20 protein-coding genes are annotated in these 18,163 nt (G+C 43.0%); 15 read left to right on the top strand and 5 right to left on the bottom strand.

Going from position 1 to position 18,163, the window contains the following annotated elements; genetic code table 11:
- Window position 1 precedes the first annotated feature (1 nt).
- Window positions 2–994 carry a fumarylacetoacetate hydrolase family protein gene (locus tag MORIYA_RS14740; RefSeq protein WP_112716318.1) on the top strand — a complete coding sequence of 331 codons (993 nt, stop codon included), beginning with the start codon at window positions 2–4 and terminating at the stop codon, window positions 992–994.
- The gene (gene maiA, locus MORIYA_RS14735) at window positions 981–1,661 is read left to right on the top strand and encodes a maleylacetoacetate isomerase (RefSeq protein WP_112716316.1); all 681 of its coding nucleotides are present in this window, start codon (window positions 981–983) and stop codon (window positions 1,659–1,661) included. The genes MORIYA_RS14740 and maiA overlap by 14 nt, the downstream gene beginning before the upstream one ends.
- 88 nt (window positions 1,662–1,749) lie before the next feature.
- Here the strand turns inward: maiA and MORIYA_RS14730 are convergent, their stop codons facing one another.
- Together MORIYA_RS14730 and MORIYA_RS14725 are read right to left on the bottom strand one after the other, a co-directional pair.
- Complete coding sequence (locus MORIYA_RS14730; RefSeq protein WP_112716314.1) at window positions 1,750–2,661, bottom strand: hypothetical protein; 912 nt, start codon at window positions 2,659–2,661, stop codon at window positions 1,750–1,752.
- A gap of 649 nt (window positions 2,662–3,310) precedes the next feature.
- On the bottom strand, window positions 3,311–4,297 hold the full coding sequence (locus MORIYA_RS14725) for a LysR family transcriptional regulator (RefSeq protein ID WP_112716312.1): 987 nt from the start codon (window positions 4,295–4,297) through the stop codon (window positions 3,311–3,313).
- A 107-nt stretch (window positions 4,298–4,404) separates the two neighbouring features.
- Here MORIYA_RS14725 and MORIYA_RS14720 point away from each other — a divergent pair, with 107 nt between their 5' ends.
- A complete protein-coding gene (locus MORIYA_RS14720) occupies window positions 4,405–5,607 on the top strand; it encodes a multidrug effflux MFS transporter (RefSeq protein WP_112716310.1) in 1,203 nt (400 codons plus the stop codon).
- 83 nt (window positions 5,608–5,690) lie between these two features.
- Here the strand turns inward: MORIYA_RS14720 and MORIYA_RS14715 are convergent, their stop codons facing one another.
- Window positions 5,691–6,311 (bottom strand): TetR/AcrR family transcriptional regulator, encoded by a 621-nt coding sequence (locus MORIYA_RS14715; protein ID WP_112716308.1) that lies wholly within the window; start codon window positions 6,309–6,311, stop codon window positions 5,691–5,693.
- A 294-nt stretch (window positions 6,312–6,605) separates the two neighbouring features.
- On the opposite strand from MORIYA_RS14715, the gene MORIYA_RS14710 reads away from it, so the two are divergent.
- The 3 genes from MORIYA_RS14710 to MORIYA_RS14700 all read left to right on the top strand — a co-directional run bounded on the left by MORIYA_RS14710 (window position 6,606) and on the right by MORIYA_RS14700 (window position 8,200).
- Window positions 6,606–6,851: a YdcH family protein gene (locus tag MORIYA_RS14710; protein WP_112716306.1), complete on the top strand. Its 246-nt coding sequence runs from the start codon at window positions 6,606–6,608 to the stop codon at window positions 6,849–6,851.
- Window positions 6,852–6,923: 72 nt separating this feature from the next.
- Window positions 6,924–7,532 (top strand): cob(I)yrinic acid a,c-diamide adenosyltransferase, encoded by a 609-nt coding sequence (cobO, locus tag MORIYA_RS14705; protein ID WP_112716304.1) that lies wholly within the window; start codon window positions 6,924–6,926, stop codon window positions 7,530–7,532.
- Window positions 7,532–8,200, top strand: a complete 669-nt coding sequence (locus MORIYA_RS14700) for a YceH family protein (protein WP_112716302.1) — start codon at window positions 7,532–7,534, stop codon at window positions 8,198–8,200. Before cobO ends, MORIYA_RS14700 begins: the two co-directional genes overlap by 1 nt.
- A gap of 81 nt (window positions 8,201–8,281) precedes the next feature.
- On the opposite strand, the gene MORIYA_RS14695 is transcribed toward MORIYA_RS14700, so the two are convergent.
- A complete protein-coding gene (locus MORIYA_RS14695; protein WP_112716300.1) occupies window positions 8,282–9,163 on the bottom strand; it encodes a LysR substrate-binding domain-containing protein in 882 nt (293 codons plus the stop codon).
- A gap of 83 nt (window positions 9,164–9,246) precedes the next feature.
- On the opposite strand from MORIYA_RS14695, the gene MORIYA_RS14690 reads away from it, so the two are divergent.
- The 5 genes from MORIYA_RS14690 (at window position 9,247) to MORIYA_RS14670 (ending at window position 13,612) form a co-directional block, all read left to right on the top strand.
- Entirely contained in the window at window positions 9,247–10,326 is a 1,080-nt protein-coding gene (locus MORIYA_RS14690) for a dicarboxylate/amino acid:cation symporter (protein ID WP_232011636.1), read from the top strand.
- A gap of 83 nt (window positions 10,327–10,409) precedes the next feature.
- Window positions 10,410–11,060, top strand: a complete 651-nt coding sequence (locus tag MORIYA_RS14685; RefSeq protein ID WP_112716298.1) for a hypothetical protein — start codon at window positions 10,410–10,412, stop codon at window positions 11,058–11,060.
- Between the two features lie 47 nt (window positions 11,061–11,107).
- Window positions 11,108–11,707 carry a TetR/AcrR family transcriptional regulator gene (locus tag MORIYA_RS14680; RefSeq protein ID WP_112716296.1) on the top strand — a complete coding sequence of 200 codons (600 nt, stop codon included), beginning with the start codon at window positions 11,108–11,110 and terminating at the stop codon, window positions 11,705–11,707.
- A 108-nt stretch (window positions 11,708–11,815) separates the two neighbouring features.
- Entirely contained in the window at window positions 11,816–13,048 is a 1,233-nt protein-coding gene (locus tag MORIYA_RS14675) for an NADH:flavin oxidoreductase/NADH oxidase family protein (protein WP_112716294.1), read from the top strand.
- Window positions 13,049–13,252: 204 nt separating this feature from the next.
- A complete protein-coding gene (locus MORIYA_RS14670; RefSeq protein ID WP_112716292.1) occupies window positions 13,253–13,612 on the top strand; it encodes a glutaredoxin family protein in 360 nt (119 codons plus the stop codon).
- A 119-nt stretch (window positions 13,613–13,731) separates the two neighbouring features.
- Here the strand turns inward: MORIYA_RS14670 and MORIYA_RS20855 are convergent, their stop codons facing one another.
- Window positions 13,732–13,881: a hypothetical protein gene (locus MORIYA_RS20855; protein WP_162629277.1), complete on the bottom strand. Its 150-nt coding sequence runs from the start codon at window positions 13,879–13,881 to the stop codon at window positions 13,732–13,734.
- Window positions 13,882–13,951: 70 nt separating this feature from the next.
- On the opposite strand from MORIYA_RS20855, the gene gmk reads away from it, so the two are divergent.
- The 4 genes from gmk (at window position 13,952) to trmH (ending at window position 18,161) form a co-directional block, all read left to right on the top strand.
- Window positions 13,952–14,578 (top strand): guanylate kinase, encoded by a 627-nt coding sequence (gmk, locus tag MORIYA_RS14665; protein WP_112716290.1) that lies wholly within the window; start codon window positions 13,952–13,954, stop codon window positions 14,576–14,578.
- Between the two features lie 59 nt (window positions 14,579–14,637).
- Window positions 14,638–14,913 carry a DNA-directed RNA polymerase subunit omega gene (gene rpoZ, locus MORIYA_RS14660; RefSeq protein WP_006030914.1) on the top strand — a complete coding sequence of 92 codons (276 nt, stop codon included), beginning with the start codon at window positions 14,638–14,640 and terminating at the stop codon, window positions 14,911–14,913.
- 245 nt (window positions 14,914–15,158) lie between these two features.
- Entirely contained in the window at window positions 15,159–17,282 is a 2,124-nt protein-coding gene (spoT, locus tag MORIYA_RS14655) for a bifunctional GTP diphosphokinase/guanosine-3',5'-bis pyrophosphate 3'-pyrophosphohydrolase (RefSeq protein WP_112716288.1), read from the top strand.
- A 192-nt stretch (window positions 17,283–17,474) separates the two neighbouring features.
- Window positions 17,475–18,161 (top strand): tRNA (guanosine(18)-2'-O)-methyltransferase TrmH, encoded by a 687-nt coding sequence (trmH, locus tag MORIYA_RS14650; RefSeq protein WP_112716286.1) that lies wholly within the window; start codon window positions 17,475–17,477, stop codon window positions 18,159–18,161.
- Window positions 18,162–18,163 lie beyond the last annotated feature (2 nt).

The following is an 18,163-nucleotide window of genomic DNA, read 5'->3' as shown; positions in this document are numbered from 1 at the left end:
GATGAAATTAGCGACATTACGAAATGGTGCTCGAGATGGCAGCTTATATATCGTGAGTAAAGACCTACAAACGGCAGTGTGTGTTACCTCTATAGCGGAAAACTTACAATGGGCACTAGAGCATTGGTCTGCCGTCGAACCCCAGTTACAAGCTCATTATACACAATTAAATAACCGGGCATTAGACGATATTATTCAATTTTCACATTGCCCACTGGAGTCGCCACTGCCCAGAGCATACCAATGGGCTGACGGCAGTGCTTACGTTAATCATGTCGAATTAGTGCGTAAAGCCAGAGGCGCTAAAATGCCCGACTCGTTTTGGTCAGATCCGTTAATGTACCAAGGCGGTGGGGACAGTTTTTTAGGCCCCAAAGACAATATCCCCCTGCTAGACCCAGATTGGGGGCTGGATTTTGAGGCTGAAGTAGCCGTGATCACCAGCGATGTAAAACTGGGCGTAAGTACTGCCGCTGCCAGTCAGGCTATTTTATTAATTACCTTAGTCAACGACGTATCATTACGTAATTTGATCCCCAATGAATTAGCCAAGGGTTTTGGCTTCTTTCACAGTAAACCCTCCACCGCCTTCTCTCCGGTTGCCGTTACCCCAGATGAACTCGGCAATGCCTGGGACGGCGCTAAATTGCATTTACCGCTATACAGTTATCTCAATGACGCCTTATTTGGCAAACCTGACGCAGGCACAGACATGACATTTGATTTCCCGCGCTTAATTGCGCACGCCGCCAAAACCCGCACCTTAACAGCGGGCACCATTATCGGTTCTGGCACAGTGTCTAATTGTGACCGCACGGTTGGCTCATCCTGTATCGCAGAAAAAAGAATGTTAGAAAAAATCGCCACAGGTGAAATTAACACACCCTTTCTGCAAGATGGTGACAAGGTAAAAATTGAAATGCTTGATAATAAAGGGCTATCCATTTTCGGCGCGATAGAACAAAGGGTGGTAATGCAAGATGAAACTTTATAGTTATTTCCGTTCAACGGCAGCTTACCGCGTTAGGATCGTATTAAATTTAAAGCAGATCAATTATACCATAGTGTCGGTACATTTAGTACGTAATGGCGGAGAGCAACACTCGGTAGAATATCTGAATATTAATCCTCAAGGTCTGGTGCCAAGCCTTGATATCGCAGCACCGAACTTTGATGTGGTAGGTCCAGAGTCTAAACCACAAATAATCACGCAGTCAGGCGCGATTATTGAATATCTAGAAGAAGCGTTCCCACAACCAGCCTTATTGCCCATTAATTTAACCCAGCGCGCTTATGTACGTACATTAACGCAAATCATTGCCTGCGATATGCATCCACTGAATAACTTACGGGTATTACATTATATCGAAGAGTCTTTCGACTGCGATGATACCGAAAAAATGACCTGGTATCACCATTGGCTGACCAGCGGTTTTGCCGCCATTGAAGTACATCTCATCAGCAAAGGCAGTAGCCACTATTGTTACGACGACCAACTGACCATCGCAGATGCCTATTTGATCCCCCAAGTTTATAACGCGCTGCGGTTTAAGCTTGATATGACCCCCTATCCTGCAGTCAACCGTATCTATCAACACTGTATTCAATTGCCTGCATTTAGCGACGCGGCGCCAGAACTGCAACCTGATGTAGACAAATAGCCAGACACAGAAAGATAACGCTACGCAGAAAAATGGCCAACGCAGAGTCATCGCTAAACTGCTTATATAAATGACTAAACGACGTATGTTAATGAATACGTTTTCTTTCTTCATCAAGTCCTTGCCAAAACGCATAGACACCATCAAGCATTTCGTTACCACTGACAATAAAGTGTTGTTCATCGACCTCATTATTAAAATAATAAGCCTCGAGCTCTTCCTGAGTATGATTGGCATGATTGGCTTCGAGTTTGGCATGCCAGGTAAAAAAGGTCAGCGGTAAATCTTTCAAATCACGCGTTTGGCGGTAATTATTAAACCCAGCAACGAGTTCATCCCAGAACCCTGCTGCTGCCCAGTTCTCAACGGCATAAGAGGCTGCCGTTGACGTGGCATAACTTGCCGAGCCATAGAGCCGCACTAATTCATCACAAAAGAACAAGGTCTTGGCCGAACCAAACTGGCGTCGTCCAATTTGATTAAAGCCGATCCCAAAATAATCAGCTAACTGGCTTAACAGTTCAAAATGCGCGGCTTTAAAATGGAACGCGCCACCATCAATACTGCCTTCTATATCACCAAAATCACGTTCCTCTTGGGTCAGTTTCGTAGCTCGGTTGCGCTTCGGATTTTTGTACACGACACCGATTTCATTGGCTAAGATTTCTTTCGAGGCGCGCATCTCTTCAAGGGTTTCGGCATTCAGCATTTTTTCCAGCTGTGCGACGAGGAATTGATTGGAAAAAACCGAGAATTGCACGATCAACTGTTTAATCTGCACATCATTGAGTGACGCATCGCAAAACCACTGGGTATAGGGATTAGCCGTGATCACCTTGTGATTAAGTAATTCGTTATTGATACGCGTTTGAAAAGCGAGAAAAGCTTGCGCCTTGTCTAAGTCAAAATGGCCCGATTGGATCTCCTCAACCGTGTGGTAAGTGAGTTGTTCCAATCCATGGTCTTTACGGTATGCTTCGATGACAGAATTATCTCTCATACGGTTCCTCCTCCCGAATGTGCCGTCCAGCGAGACTGATTAATTTAAGCCTCGCACATGAACACGTCTCAGGAACGCTAAAATGGTGATCGAACATAGGTTTTTTATACCCTAGCAACTAATAGTTTAGTTGCTAATTTCCCCGGTGTCAGTCAAGCCTCGTTAGCGGGTTGTACAAGCATAATTATTTTTATCATCTGAATGCAAACAACCACGATGATAAATATTAATAGGAGAGTAGAACGGGGCGACACAATTCGGCTATCGAGAGATATTAATGAGGTTATAACCCTATCAAGCTGCCATTTTCCCGCAGCCTTTAAGGGGTACGGATTAGTTAGTTATTGGTGCCATGTTTTCGATCGGAACTGGTCAGGAAGGCGTGATGAACGGCCATCATGGAACAGGGTTGATCAAACGATACACAGACGCGTTGAACAAAATTTAAGTTTTTCATGTGTACCTCCAGTTAACTAATTAATCCAAAACAAAGATGTGAGATAAATGTTAAATCACATAAGGGAGTCTAAGCGAAATCACGTATTCTGCAACCGTAAATAAACGCTTAACAATAAAACAAAGTATTATGCTAACAAATTGTTTTATTGTGTCTTTTTACAAAATATCCAGCTGGTAAATCGCCACGACATTATAACATCACCCTCGCCTTCTCAATACTTTCACAGATAGTTTCCCTTACCCACTTATGCCCGGGTTCATCATTATTACGTTCATGCCATAACAGCACATACACCAATGACGAAAAATCAATTGGCAGAGGTAACTGCACCACATCATATAATTTCTGCGCTTGAGGCACAAAACTCGACGGTAAGGTCAATACCAGATCACTGTGCGCACACACACTCGCGGCACCATAAAAATCTGGTAACGTCGCACAGATATGGCGATGCTGTCCTGATTCGGCTAATTGATAATCCAATAACCACCAGTCATTACCTTCACACCGGACTTGCACATGTGACATCGCTAAATAAGTCTCTAGATCCCAAGGTTCAACATTCTCATCCGCACTCTTATCCACATTCAGCGTCGCGAGCACGGGATGCTCACGACGCACTAGACACACCTGGTTATCAGTAAATAAGCGTTGATGGGCAATGCCATCAGGTAAATTATTCAAACGAAAATCCGCCGTTGGATGTAATTCTCTGGCGGTAATACCAAAATCAATTTGCCCTTGTTGTAAGTCTAATAATGATTTCTCATTCCAACCGTAAATTTCTAAATTAAGCTGAGGTGCTTGCGATAAGATCGGCCCGATATAATAAGGTAACGAGGTTTCATAGGCGCTTTCTAACATCGCAAACGAAAACTGCCGATGGCTGGTTGCTGGGGTAAAACTCGGCGGTAAACTGATCTGATATAAACCTTGTAATAGGGTTGGTAGTTGAGTTTTTAATTGCAACGCATGGGCCGTCGGTTTCAGGCCATGAGCGGTACGTAAAAATAACGGATCACCCAAGGTATCCCGCAAGCGATTAAGGCTTTTACTTAACGCCGACTGACTCAAATGCAAGCGACTCGCAGCGCGGGTAACGCTTTCTTCTTCTAATAATATTTGTAATGTCACCAATAAATTAAGATCTATTTTGGCGAGGTTATCTAGATTCACAAGATATTCCTTAAAGGAAATTCAGTATTGAAATTATACCACTTCTATTCATACCATGTATTACGTAAACTGGCGCGCATTAATCCATGCTTTATTTGAGAATAACAATGCGCCGAAATATATTACCTATTTTAATGGTCATGGTGGTGTTAAGCCCCCTCGCTATCGATATCTACCTGCCCTCAATGCCAACCATGGCAACCGAGTTTCAAGTGTCCTCAAGTGACATGCAATCAACGTTAATCTTATTCTTATTTGCCATGGGTGTTGGTCAGATATTAATTGGGCCACTGGCCGATCGTTTGGGCCGCCGTCCTGTCGCGATTGGCGGGGTCATACTGTATTGCTTAAGCAGTCTGCTTGCCGCTGGCGCCGCTGAATTTCATTGGCTACAAATAGCCCGTGTATTACAAGGTATCGCCGCGTGTGCCACTTCAATCGTGGTGTTTAGTGCCGTACGTGACAGTTTCGATTCGAAGAAAAGCGCGCATTATTACAGTTATTTAAACGGGGTGATTTGTGTTATTCCGGCACTGGCACCCACCTTAGGTGGTCTGTTAGCATTGCAGTTTGGCTGGCGCTCTACTTTTATCTTTATGGCGATATACGGCTTAATCATACTGGCGCTGATCATTAACAAGTTACCAGAAACGCGTCCCGATAATACCGATACCTCGGGTTCGCTGTATCACTGGGATCGCTTTAAACCAGTGTTACACAATGCACATTTTATGTTTTACGCCATTGCTTGCATGGTGGGCATGGCTGCTATTTTGACCTATGTATCCTATGCACCCGATTGGCTGATCCGTCACTTAGGCATCGCAGAATTAGAGTTCAGTGCTTTGTTTGGTCTGAATGCCATCGTTAATATTACCGCATGTTTTGCTGCACCTTTAGTGATCAAACGTTTTGGCAATCGTCCCACGGTTATCATTGCCCTGCTGGCCTTGTTATCATCGGCAGCATTACAATTGGCGGTTCAACAATGGGGACCAACAGCGGGTATGGCTGCGGCCTTTAGCTTTATGTTACCGATGATGTTGCTTTGTATTGGCTTTGCCTTATTGCTAGGGCCAGCAACAAGCATGGCATTAGCCGCATTTGGCGAACGCGCGGGTACGGCTGCAGCAATGCTAGGTTGCATCCAAATGAGCGGTGCAGCATTGCTTGCCGGATTAATCCAACAAACTGATTTAACCGCCCCTTACGCGGTGATCGTATTGATGGGTGGTTTATCCTTGGTATTACTGGCGATAATGTTGACCCCGCGTCTCGATCATTGGCATCAAGAACCAACAACGCATTAAATGCCGCCATGAACGGGTTCGACTACACTGAATAATCCGTTCATGCTAATACCGCGCTCACCAAATATAAAAATTATTTCATTTTATTCAAGATAGTTCGCGATCCCGAGAGTCACAGTATCAACGTATATTTTTTTAAACTGTGCAGGTGTTCCTCCAGCATCATTCGCAAAGCATAAACGCATAACAGCGCTAAATTGAATACTCATCAGTAAGATAAATTGTTTTAATTCTAGCTTATTTATCGGTGTCGCTACTTTCAATACTCGTTGATAAATTTTATCTGCTTTAACATAACTATGCTGCGTAGCAAGGTTGATCAGATCGACATTAATCGCATCAAACCAAAGTTGGCGTAATGCCGATTCATTTGTATGTAATAAATAAATATCATCAAAATTATCATTTAAAACCTGAGCGAGGTCCTGGATAGAGTGGAGTTCCTGAATGTGCTTATCAATAATAACATGGATCTTTGCCATGAAATGCTCAGCCAAAGACAGGATAATCGTCTCTTTATCTGAAAAATATTGGTAAATAGAGCTCGGCGAGGTATTCGCACGCTTGGCGATATCATTAATTTTAAGATTAGCGATGCCATTCTCTTCAATCAAAGCTTTTACTGCCTCAAGAATAATCGCAACGCGTTCTTTACTGCGATTTTGGCGTGGATTGCGACGGTTAGTGGCTTGTTTTAAATCCATAAAATTGAACTCTTATTAAAGTACATGGGGATATACTTACAAGATTGTAACACATAATATTTCGACCCTCATTTCGTGACGCTAGACACAAATATAAACATGAATAATGAGATGAAACAAATTCATTATTTTATGTTTTTAAAGGAAGGAAAATATGTTTTTATTTGAATCAATCCCTTGGTACAGCGCAGTCGCTGGTTGCCTTGGCTTCATGGCGTTACGTTACATTAAACATCGCAATGAACGGATTCGACTAAACTAAAAGGATCCGTTCATCCCTACAAGGTCATTATAATGCAGAATGAAAAACACCCTTTAACCCATGAATTTCCAGAACACGCCATCGATATCGCCACATTAAAAAGCGATGATCCCGAATTTGCCGCCCTCGCCAAAGAATATCATAAACTCGATCATCATATTTACGGCCTCGAAGCCAGTGATATCCCCACCACAGACAGTCACTTTAGCGAATTAAAAAGTCGCCGTGTCGCCTTAAAAGACCAGATTTATCAAAAACTAATTCAAGGCGATTTTTAACTTATCTACTTCCATTTAATAATAAAAGCCTTACACTAAAGTTAACAGTTCAAGGCATGAAAGGAATGCACAATGACGGAAGAAAATAGCCAAGATAAACACCAACAAAAGATGCAGAAGATCCAAAGCACAGTCGCTAAACGTGTTGATAAAGCCACGGAAGAACGAGGTATTTTGATCGTGATGACGGGCAATGGTAAAGGTAAAACCTGCGCGGGTTTTGGTAATATCATTCGTTGTATTGGCCATGGTTTTAATGCCGGCGTGGTGCAGTTCATCAAAGGCACTTGGGAAGCAGGTGAAGTTAAATTTATCCAGCAAGTACGTCCAGATATGCCTTATCACGCCATGAAAACCGGATTTACCTGGGATACCCAAGATAAAACCGCAGATATCGCTGCCGCAGAAGCTGCATGGGTTCATGCTAAGGCGATGTTAGCTAATCCAGATCTTCAAATGGTGCTATTAGACGAACTGACTTACATGCTCAGTTACCAATATTTAGATCTGGACGAAGTACTTAGCGCTATTCGCAACCGCCCTGTCGATCAAACAGTTATTGTCACCGGCCGCAGCGCCCACAAAGAGTTAGTCGCAATCGCCGACACAGTGAGTGAAGTCAGAGAAGAAAAACACGCCTTTCGCTCAGGTATTAAAGCGCAAATAGGGATCGACTGGTAATGGATGAACTATCACTACACGAAACCCGCGTATTAGGCGCGTTAATCGAAAAAGAACACACCACACCGGATAACTACCCACTGTCGTTAAACTCATTAACCTCGGCCTGTAATCAAAAAAGCAGTCGTGAGCCAGTATTGTCATTAAGTCAAGACGACGTACAACACATTGTGGATGACTTAGTCAAAAAACGCTTAGTGGTGAATGACGAACATGGCGGTAAACGCAGCGCTAAAATTCGCCATCGTTTTGGTAATACCGCGTTCAGTAAAATTCGTTTTAACCCTCAACAATTAGCGATCCTAACATTGCTATTTTTACGTGGTCCACAAACCCCAGGCGAACTAAGAACCCGCTCTGCACGTCAATGTCAGTTTAACGATGTGCACGAAGTTGAAACCGCATTAGACCAGCTGATTAACCATGAGTTATATCCATTTGTAGTGAAGTTGGCGCGGGTGCCAGGACAAAGTGCCTGTCGTTACGCGCATCTATTTAGTGGCCCGGTAACGTCGACAGCGATTGTGGCTGCAACCACAACCGCTAACCCCGTACTTAGCGCCGATGAAAACGCGGTGTTATCTGTACGAGTAGCCGAATTAGAGCAAGAGGTGGCAACGCTAAAGGCACAATTAACTGACTTACAAGCAACAAGCCGCATTAACTGAATAACCGTCTTAGTGCTGCAAAATAGCCACAGAGCGGCGCTAACTGTCGACGCTCTGTTTATGTCCTGCCAACAAACGAGATTATGGCAACGTGACGGCCAGTTCTTTCGCTAAATAGTCTACCAACATACGTACTTTCGGCGATAAATGACGATTCTGTGGGTATAACGCCCATACCGCATCATCTGGCTCGCGGTAGCTCGGTAGTAATTCAATGAGCTGACCTTGATTAATGTGTTCCTGCACATAATAATCTGGCAATTGCACAATACCCATCCCCTTCAGGGCCGCATCCACTAATACTGGGCCACTATTACAACTAAAGTTCCCTTTCACGCGAATATTACGGGCTTTACCTTTGTCCTGAAAACGCCAGTAGTCTAACGTGCCTGACAAGCAGTTATGACGATCTAGTTCTGACAAGGAATGGGGCGCACCAAACGCACTTAAATACTCAGGTGCCGCACAAACATATTGTTTACGGGTTGCCAGTCGTTTAGCGATCATTGTCGAATCACCTAACTGACCCAAACGAATTGCTAAATCAAAACCTTCATCGATTAAATCAATTTGTTGATTGGATAATACCAGTTGTACTTCTAATTCCGGATATTGCGTCACGAAGTTATTCACTAATGGCGCAACACTGCGTTCACCATAAGTGATCGGCGCGGTTATTTTTAATTTGCCCTTTGGGGTACTTTGTAAATTGGTGATCGCGCGCTCGGCATCGGCCAATCCATCCATGACCTGGCGACAATGCTGATAATAAATGCCACCAACTTCAGTCACCGATACCTTACGGGTGGTACGGTAAAACAATTTTGCCGATAACCGCTCTTCAAGTGCAGCGATCTGTCGGCTCACTTGCGCAGTTGAGATCCCTAAACGCTTTCCCGCCGCGGTAAAACTTGCTGTTTCTGCAACCGCAACAAATTCACTGACACCAGACCAATCACTCATTTATCCATTCTCTTATTCAACCGTTAGGTAACAATTATAAGTTACTTCTCGTAATAAACCTACATTATTACAACTCAGTAAAAGTGATTTGCTTATCAAGCTCATTATCATTATCGAATAACTCCAATATAATCGCGCCTCATTTACTGATATCCAGTAACGCTAACGAGACAGATTATGTTATCCACGATCAAGCGATTATCGCCATCAGCTTAGGGCTTGGTGCCGCACTATTAATGCCGGAATGGCAGCCGCTTGTGGAACCAGTGACCGTCGCAGATCACATCAGGCTTATCGAACAAGATACAGTCACAGGCTCCAGCATTACCGCTAAGTTACTGGCCATGGCATTAGTGAATCCGTTTTCAGCCTTGGTTAACGGCAACTTATTAGCAATAGTCCTATTCTCATTGTTATTTTCGGTATCGTTATTATTATCATTACCACCAAAACATGTGGTATTTGATGTTATCGCTGGTTTGAATAAAGGGTTAAATAAATTAGTCCAAGGCATTATCCGTCTCGCCCCGATTGCAGTATTTTCTATCGTATTTGAATTTACCGTCAGCGGTAATACGGGTTTATTTGGTCAGTTGGCGTTGTTTGCATTACTGGTATTGGTACTCACCCTTATTCATGGTCTGATTGTCTTACCGACCTTAGCCAAAATTTTTACCGGTATTAAATTTAGCACATTATTTAAAGCCATATCAGCTCCACTAGCGATGGCGTTTGCAACCTCATCAAGCTCGGCAACACTACCGTTATCAATGCAAGCGGCAGAGCAAGAACTGGGTATATCGCAAAGTACCAGTAGTTTTGTATTACCACTTGGCGCAGTTATGAACATGGATGGTACCGCGTTATTTGAAGGGGTTGCCGCTATCTTTCTGGCCCAGTTATTTGGGATTGATTTAAGTACCACTGGCATCGTGATGATATTTATCATGGCAATGGTATCGTCAGTCGGCGCACCGGGTATGCCATCAGGCTCTATGTCTGGAATGCAATTAGTCATGCTAGCGGCAGGTATTCCGCTCGAAGGTATCGCTATTTTACTTATTATCGAACGCCCGCTGGATACATTCAGAACCGCGGTTAATGTCGAAGGCGATCTTGTCGCTGCGCTGGTTGTTGATAAATGGCAGCAGAATAAAAGCTAATCAGCATTCGTTCATCACAACGATCAGCACAATTATAATTACAGGATTTAATTAACACGGATGATTTATTACTTGAGGTTCCAATGAATATAGACATAAATCCGATTTCATCGAATAACACAGTACGGATTGATAATAATAAACAAGGTAATGCTGCTATTTTACAGACGGCAAAAAACATAATGATAACGACTTTATTATGTTTATCCGTGATAACAGTACAACGATTAGATTATTTCTGGTTAGAAAATTCATTAGGTGAACAATCCATTACTGAATTATTACAGGCAGTATTGTTATTATTTTCAATACTGTGCTTTTATCAACTAAAACGCGCTAATTACCTACCACGAGCAACAATGTTAGTCAGTGGTTTTTTTGCGGTGTTACTGATCAGAGAATTTGATGCCTACTTTGACCTTATCTTCCATGGGTTTTGGATTTATCCCGCTTTAAATGTCACTTTTGGGTGTGTGGTGTATGCGTTGCGGGAAGGTAAGTTAGTCGAGCAAATGTCGACCTTACTCGCTGATAAAAACATGCAGGCTCTAATTACTTTTATTGTTTTGTTATTCGTATTTTCACGGCTTTATGGTATGGGTGATTTTTGGGAAGCGGTGATGGCGGAACACTATGTACGTGATGTAAAAAATATTTCCGAAGAGACAATCGAGCTACTTTGTTATGCTTTCATTGCTTTTTACGCGCATAAAGTTAAGCGTCTTTACATGTAGTCCTCCTAACGATTGCATTTAAAGACGATCGGTCATAGAATAACCAAATGCCAAGACCTAAACAAAACGAACATACCCGCAAAGCCCTGATTGAAGTTGGTATCAAGCATATCTCTCAACACGGTTATCACGGCACTGGGATAAAACAGATCCTAGATGAGCTGAAAGTACCGAAAGGGTCCTTTTATAATTATTTTAAGAGCAAAGAAGCCTTTGTTGCCGAGCTAATCGAAGCCGACATGCACGCGCAAGCGCAACAAATGCAGCCGCTATTGGATGATGCAAACTTGAACCCAATTGAAAAATTGCGCGCGCTGTTCGAAAAAGGTCGTCAAAAATACAGCGAGCACCAAGGTAAACAAGGTTGTTTAGTGGCGAGTGTGGCTAACGATATTGGTGACTCGAGTGCGTTATGCCAACAAGCAATGCAACGCTCGGTGAACGCGCTGAACACATTATTATCTGGATTGATCAGTGATGCGCAAGCACAGCAATTGATCCGCACTGACTTACCCGCAAAGCAGCTGGCGACATTAATGTGGACAGCGTGGGAAGGCAGTTTAATCGAAATGAAAATCGCCGGTAATACCGATAATCTTACGCAGATCACTGATTTCATTTTTGATGACATTTTAAAAACCAACTAGCTAACTTAACAAGCAGACGGCGATATTATCAGTCTCATTGTAATATCGCTTTTTTCGGCCCGCACTTAAGACGACCGGTCTAATTATTTATTTACCGCAGGATTAATAATGACAACAGCAATTACATTACAGCAAGGTTTCACCTTAAAAAATGGCACTCATATTAAAAACCGTTTATTTAAATCTGCAATGAGTGAACAGCTAAGCGATATTAACCATAATCCATTACCTGGGTTAGCAACGCTTTATCACGCTTGGGCGTTAGGTGGTTTAGGGCTATCGATTACGGGTAATATCATGGTTGATCGCAAGGCATTAGGTGAGCCAAAACAAGTGGTATTAGATGAACAAAGTGATTTAACTGAATTTAAAAATTGGGCACAACAAGGCAGTGTTAACGATACCCAGTTGTGGGCGCAGTTAAATCATCCCGGCAAACAAACACCAAACTTTATTAATGCACAGCCTGTTGCACCCTCGGCCATCGCACTGACCAATGGTTTGGAAAAAGGTTTTAATACCCCACGCGCGCTGACGGAATCAGAGATATTAAACATTATTGGTCAGTTTCAAACCAGCGCCAAATTGGCCAAACAAGTCGGGTTTACTGGCGTACAAATTCACGGAGCCCATGGCTATTTAGTTAATCAATTCCTGTCACCACGCCACAACCAACGTGATGACCAATGGGGCGGCACAATTGAAAACCGCATGCGCTTTGTATTATCTATCTATCAAGCAATACGTGCCGAAGTGGGTGACGCCTTCCCGATTGGTATTAAACTGAACTCTGCCGATTTCATGCACGGTGGCTTTACCGAAGTAGAATCCATGCAAGTAGTCGAAGCATTATCAGCTGCAGGCATCGATCAAATAGAGATAAGTGGTGGGACTTATGAAAGCCCAACCATGACTGGCCACAAGGTGAAACAATCCACGTTAGCGCGTGAAGCTTACTTCCTCAGCTATGCTGAAAAAGTACGTGCGATTACCGATACTCCGTTAGTAGTGACCGGTGGGTTCCGTTCCAGTAAAGCCATGCTTTCCGCACTACAAAGTAATGCGACAGATTTTATTGGACTGGCGCGTCCTATGTCGTTAGACACCCAGCTACCGAATAAATTAATGGCATCTGATGATCATAAAATTAGCTTACCTAATTTAACCACAGGTGTTAAAGCCATTGATCGCATCGCCATGTTAGACATTACCTGGTACGAAGCCCAACTCGCACGTATTGCCAAACAACAACAACCAAAAGCCAATTTAGCCACTTGGCCAGTGTTTTTAAAAACCCTCTATGGCGCCGGGATCTACGCATTTAGAAAACGCCGCGCTTAATCACTGCGATCGCATTTATATCGATCTGCCCTGCTTTGCTTTTCTTTGATATAAAAAATAAAAATAAAAATAACAATAACTAATCAGGTCTGCGCCTAGCTCCCTCGTTGATGTACAGCAAGCGTCGCGCTGGACGTCGCCTAATAGGCTATAAATGTGTTAGCATACCGAAAAATTCACCCCATTTTCACAAGGTATTTATTCATGAAAGTTGTTCGCTGGTTACTAGGCCGTCTTATTTTAACGCTTAATTTCATCTTTTCACCAAAAAGCATGAAACGTCCTGCGGATGAACAAGCAAAGGTTGATAGTGAGATTAATAACATGTCACTTTACCAATTTGAGGCTTGCCCATTTTGTGTAAAAGTACGCCGTAGCATGAAGCGTTTAAACTTAGATATCACCGTACGTGATGCGAAAAACGATGCCACGTTTGGCAACGAACTCGAGCAACAAGGCGGTCGACGTAAAGTACCTTGTCTGCGTATTGAAGAAAACGGTCAAGTACAATGGATGTATGAATCAAGTGACATTATTGCGCACTTAGAAAAGAAATTTGCTTAATTTAGCCACTTCTTTTTAACTCAATCAGTGTGCTATCCCAATGGCAATAAATCCGTGGTTAACGGGTTATTGTCATTGGAAAAATTGGGTAACAATAAATAATTATATGTAAGCAACAGCTAAACAAGGGTGAACAACTCGATAACGCGATTAAAAATATCGGTAACTAACCGGTCAACACCACCACACACCCATTCAGTCGTTGCTGGAGTCACATAGTAAGTGCACAGTTTACCACTATTTTTGGTGGCTGTGACTGAGTAAAACATTAAAGCAGTTTAATTCCCCCCTGTATTTATGCTATATTGGATCGCTTTTAACGCTCATCAAAGGCTCACTATGGCACGTAAAGGCACTCTATTTATTGTATCCGCTCCAAGTGGCGCAGGAAAATCAAGTCTTATCAAAGCACTTTTAGATGCAAACCCAAGCAGCGATATGAAAGTGTCAGTTTCTCACACGACTCGAGCAATGCGCCCTGGTGAAGTTGACGGCATTCACTATCACTACATCCAAGCAGCTGATTTCAAACATAAAATAGAAAACGACGAGTTTTTTGAATGGGCTGCAGTATTCGGTAATTACTACGGCACATCACGCGTGATGATTGAAAACACATTAGCACGTGGTATTGATATTTTCCTCGATATCGATTGGCAAGGTGCTCGTCAGATCAAAGCACAAATGGCTGATGCGCGTGGTATTTTTATCCTGCCACCGAGCCGTGAAGAATTGGAACGTCGCCTGAATAGTCGCGGTCAAGACAGTGATGAGATCATTGCCAATCGCATGGCCGAAGCAAAAACTGAAATGTCACACTATAATGAATATGATTACCTTATAATTAACGATGATTTTGCGACTGCACTCGACGATTTGCACGCGATTGTACGTGCCGAACGACTCGGTTCAGCAAAGCAAGCAGCAAAAAACAACGTAATAATGAAAGATTTGCTGGTTAATTAGGCAAAAATAAAGTATAATTTATCGTCATTTTTTAGACTTAATTCACTGGGAGATCCTGCATGGCACGCGTAACTGTAGAAAATGCTGTACAACAGGTTGGTAATCGTTTCGACCTAATATTAATGGCGGCACGTCGCGCTCGTCAATTACAGATTCATGGTAAAGAACCTCTAGTAGCACCAGAGAATGATAAGCCGACTGTAATCGCCCTTCGTGAAATTGAAGCAGGTCTAATTACTAACGAATTGATGGATGCTGGCGATCGTCAAGAACAGCAAGAACACGAAGCACAGCAAATTGCAGCAGTAGCAGCAATCGCTGAAGGTCGTGGTTAATACCGAATCATATTTTTGATGATTTTATAAAAAAGGTGCATATTGCACCTTTTTTAATACCTATGATCCAGCCAAAAACAGGTTTATACTTTTTTATATTCCAAATACCTAAATTGCTAATTCAAGATTGAGTTGGCAAAAATATGACGAAGATGTAAATTTAAAGGTGCAATTGCTCGCACTTTTGATTATCTTGCTAATAATACCATCTCATTTATATCAACTTTTCAGTAACGAGGCTGTACTTGCATATATTCGCAAATTTAAAAGCAACGACATCAACCTATCTATCGGTTGAACAAGTCGAACTCATTGAGCATGCTTATTTAGTCGCACGGGAAGCGCACCTACCTCAAAAAAGAAGTACGGGTGAACCTTATATTATTCACCCCGTTGCCGTTGCTGAAATTCTTGCTGAAATGCGTCTTGATCATAAAACTATTATGGCAGCCCTGCTCCATGATGTGATTGAAGATACCCCAACAACGCAAGAAGACCTTGCGTCATTATTTGGCAGCACAGTGGCTGAATTGGTTGAAGGTGTCTCTAAGCTGGATAAACTAAAATTCCGCGATCGCAAAGAAGCACAAGCAGAAAATTTCCGCAAAATGTTCATGGCGATGGTGCAAGACATTCGCGTTATCTTAATCAAACTTGCCGATCGCACCCACAACATGCGCACCATAGGCGCATTACGGCCTGACAAACGCCGCCGTATTGCTAGCGAAACATTAGAAATTTTTGCCCCGATTGCTAATCGCCTTGGTATTCATAATATAAAAAATGAATTAGAAGAACTTGGATTAAAAGCCATGTATCCAATGCGTTACCGTATTCTTGCTGAATCGGTCAAATCAGCGCGTGGTAATCGTAAAGAAGTCATGTCTAACATCCGCCAAGAAATTGAAGGCCGTTTAGCCGAAGCCGGTGTACCAGCGACAACTTATGGCCGCGAAAAGCTGATCTTTAGTATCTACAATAAGATGAAAAAGAAACGCGTTCAGTTCCACGAAGTTGTCGATATTTATGCGTTTAGGATCATCGTTGAAGACCTTGATACTTGTTATCGTGTGCTTGGCCAAATGCACAGTTTGTACAAGCCAAAAATAACCCGCTTTAAAGATTATATTGCCATTCCAAAAACCAATGGTTATCAATCTCTGCATACTTCCTTGGTTGGCCCACACGGCGTACCGCTGGAAATTCAAATCCGAACCAAAGATATGGATCTAATGGCTGACCGTGGTATTGCTGCCCATTGGTCATATAAACAAGGTGCAGACAAAATTAATACCACCGCACAATTACGTGCACAGAAGTGGATGCAAAGCTTACTCGAATTACAGCAAAGCGCTGGTTCATCGTTTGAATTTATCGAAAGTGTGAAAACCGATCTGTTCCCCGATGAAATTTATGTGTTCACCCCGAAAGGTAAAATCATCGAATTACCACGCGGTGCCACTCCAGTAGACGTGGCTTATTCAATCCATACCGATGTCGGTCATACTTGTGTAGGTGCGCGTGTAAACCGTCAACCACACGCACTTAGTCAACCGTTGAAAAATGGTCAAACAGTCGAAATTATTACCGCACCAGGTGCGCGTCCAAATGCAGCATGGTTAAACTTTATTGTCACCGGTAGAGCGCGTGTTAGTGTCCGTCAACAATTAAAAAACATGCGCACCGAAGATGCGATTATCCTTGGTCGCCGTCTCTTAAATCATGCCCTCAACGGGGTTAAAATTGATGATATTGCCGCAGACAATTTAACCCAAGTACTGGCCGATACGAAGTGCGAAAACTTAGATGCCCTGCTTATCGAGATCGGTTTAGGTAACATGATGAGCATTGTCATTGCCCGTCGTTTACAAGGCCGAGTAGATGAACTTACCGACCTGACACCGCGCTCGGAAGAACAAGGCAAAATGCCGATTAAGGGTGCAGAAGGCATGCTGGTTAGTTTTGCTAATTGCTGTCACCCCATTCCAGGTGATGCCATTGTTGCCCATTTAAGCCCAGGTAAAGGTCTGGTGATACATATTGAAACCTGTCGTAATATTCACGGTTATCAAAATGAACCGGATCGTTATATCCCTGTTGAATGGGATGAAAATATCGACCCGAGTCAAGAGTTTAAAACCGAGATCCGTATTCAAGTGGTTAATCACCAAGGTGTATTAGCAAAACTGACTAATACCGTAGCCTCGACTGGCGCCAATATTCATAACATTGTTACCGACGAAAAAGATGCCCGTGTGTATAACGTCGATATTCTTATTACCGCGAAAAACCGCAAACATGTGGCCGATGTGATGAAAAAAATCCGTAAATTACAAGACGTACTAAAAATATCACGCAGTTACAACTAAGCCTGCAACGGCCAATGTAATGCGTGTATAACAAAGTGTTCGTTCAATGATAGCGAAGCCGTTGTGAAAGACTGCTTCGCTATGCAAGCCTCATTCAACCGTCCCAAACCCGCCTAAGCTAAATTCTGATACTCGCATTAGCCCGTGATTTGGGTATAATACCTCGCCAATTAAATCTGATAGAGTAAGACCATGACCCCAGAACGTCTCGAACGCATTACTAAAATGCTCCAACGCCGCCAACCAGACCTGACTGTGTGTATGGAATCTGTGCATAAACCACATAACCTTGCCGCCGTAGTCAGAACTTGTGATGCAGTGGGTGTCAACAATGTTCACGCGGTATGGTCGGTACGTCCAACAAAGGTATCTGGTGGCACTGCAACAGGCAGCCAAAACTGGGTGAAAGTACACTCTCACGATAACATTGCTGCAGCAATCAAAGAATTAAAAGCCCAAGGCATGCAAGTACTTGCAACTAACCTGTCTGACACAGCCGTAGATTTCCGTGACATTGACTATACCAAACCAACGGCGATCTTAATGGGTCAAGAAAAGACCGGTATCAGTGCCGAAGCATTGGCACTTGCCGATCAACATATCATCATCCCGATGGTTGGCATGGTGCAATCGTTAAACGTATCAGTCGCGACGGCGACTATCTTGTATGAAGCACAGCGTCAACGTGACAATGCCGGCATGTACCAAGGCGAAAGCAAACTATCCGCTGAAGAGCAGCACAAAATTTACTTTGAAGGCGGCCACCCTGTCTATGCGAAAGCATGCAAGCGTAAAGGTTTAGCTTACCCTGAGTTAGATGCAGAAGGCCAAATTGTTGCTGACGAATCGTGGTGGGATGCACTACGTAGTTCAAACTAGGC

It is taken from the genome of Moritella yayanosii (assembly GCF_900465055.1).
GTDB classification, from domain to species: Bacteria; Pseudomonadota; Gammaproteobacteria; order Enterobacterales; family Moritellaceae; genus Moritella; species Moritella yayanosii.
Note: the sequence above shows the minus strand (reverse complement) of the source record. Positions and strands in the feature narration are given on the sequence as shown.

Coding starts and splice junctions, on each gene's coding strand:
- MORIYA_RS14740 (WP_112716318.1), top strand. CDS start 2: ATGAAATTAGCGACATTACGAAATGGTGCTCGAGATGGCAGCTTATAT.
- maiA (WP_112716316.1), top strand. CDS start 981: ATGAAACTTTATAGTTATTTCCGTTCAACGGCAGCTTACCGCGTTAGG.
- MORIYA_RS14730 (WP_112716314.1), bottom strand. CDS start 2,661: ATGAGAGATAATTCTGTCATCGAAGCATACCGTAAAGACCATGGATTG.
- MORIYA_RS14720 (WP_112716310.1), top strand. CDS start 4,405: ATGCGCCGAAATATATTACCTATTTTAATGGTCATGGTGGTGTTAAGC.
- MORIYA_RS14715 (WP_112716308.1), bottom strand. CDS start 6,311: ATGGATTTAAAACAAGCCACTAACCGTCGCAATCCACGCCAAAATCGC.
- MORIYA_RS14710 (WP_112716306.1), top strand. CDS start 6,606: ATGCAGAATGAAAAACACCCTTTAACCCATGAATTTCCAGAACACGCC.
- cobO (WP_112716304.1), top strand. CDS start 6,924: ATGACGGAAGAAAATAGCCAAGATAAACACCAACAAAAGATGCAGAAG.
- MORIYA_RS14700 (WP_112716302.1), top strand. CDS start 7,532: ATGGATGAACTATCACTACACGAAACCCGCGTATTAGGCGCGTTAATC.
- MORIYA_RS14695 (WP_112716300.1), bottom strand. CDS start 9,163: ATGAGTGATTGGTCTGGTGTCAGTGAATTTGTTGCGGTTGCAGAAACA.
- MORIYA_RS14685 (WP_112716298.1), top strand. CDS start 10,410: ATGAATATAGACATAAATCCGATTTCATCGAATAACACAGTACGGATT.
- MORIYA_RS14680 (WP_112716296.1), top strand. CDS start 11,108: ATGCCAAGACCTAAACAAAACGAACATACCCGCAAAGCCCTGATTGAA.
- MORIYA_RS14675 (WP_112716294.1), top strand. CDS start 11,816: ATGACAACAGCAATTACATTACAGCAAGGTTTCACCTTAAAAAATGGC.
- MORIYA_RS14670 (WP_112716292.1), top strand. CDS start 13,253: ATGAAAGTTGTTCGCTGGTTACTAGGCCGTCTTATTTTAACGCTTAAT.
- MORIYA_RS20855 (WP_162629277.1), bottom strand. CDS start 13,881: ATGTTTTACTCAGTCACAGCCACCAAAAATAGTGGTAAACTGTGCACT.
- gmk (WP_112716290.1), top strand. CDS start 13,952: ATGGCACGTAAAGGCACTCTATTTATTGTATCCGCTCCAAGTGGCGCA.
- rpoZ (WP_006030914.1), top strand. CDS start 14,638: ATGGCACGCGTAACTGTAGAAAATGCTGTACAACAGGTTGGTAATCGT.
- trmH (WP_112716286.1), top strand. CDS start 17,475: ATGACCCCAGAACGTCTCGAACGCATTACTAAAATGCTCCAACGCCGC.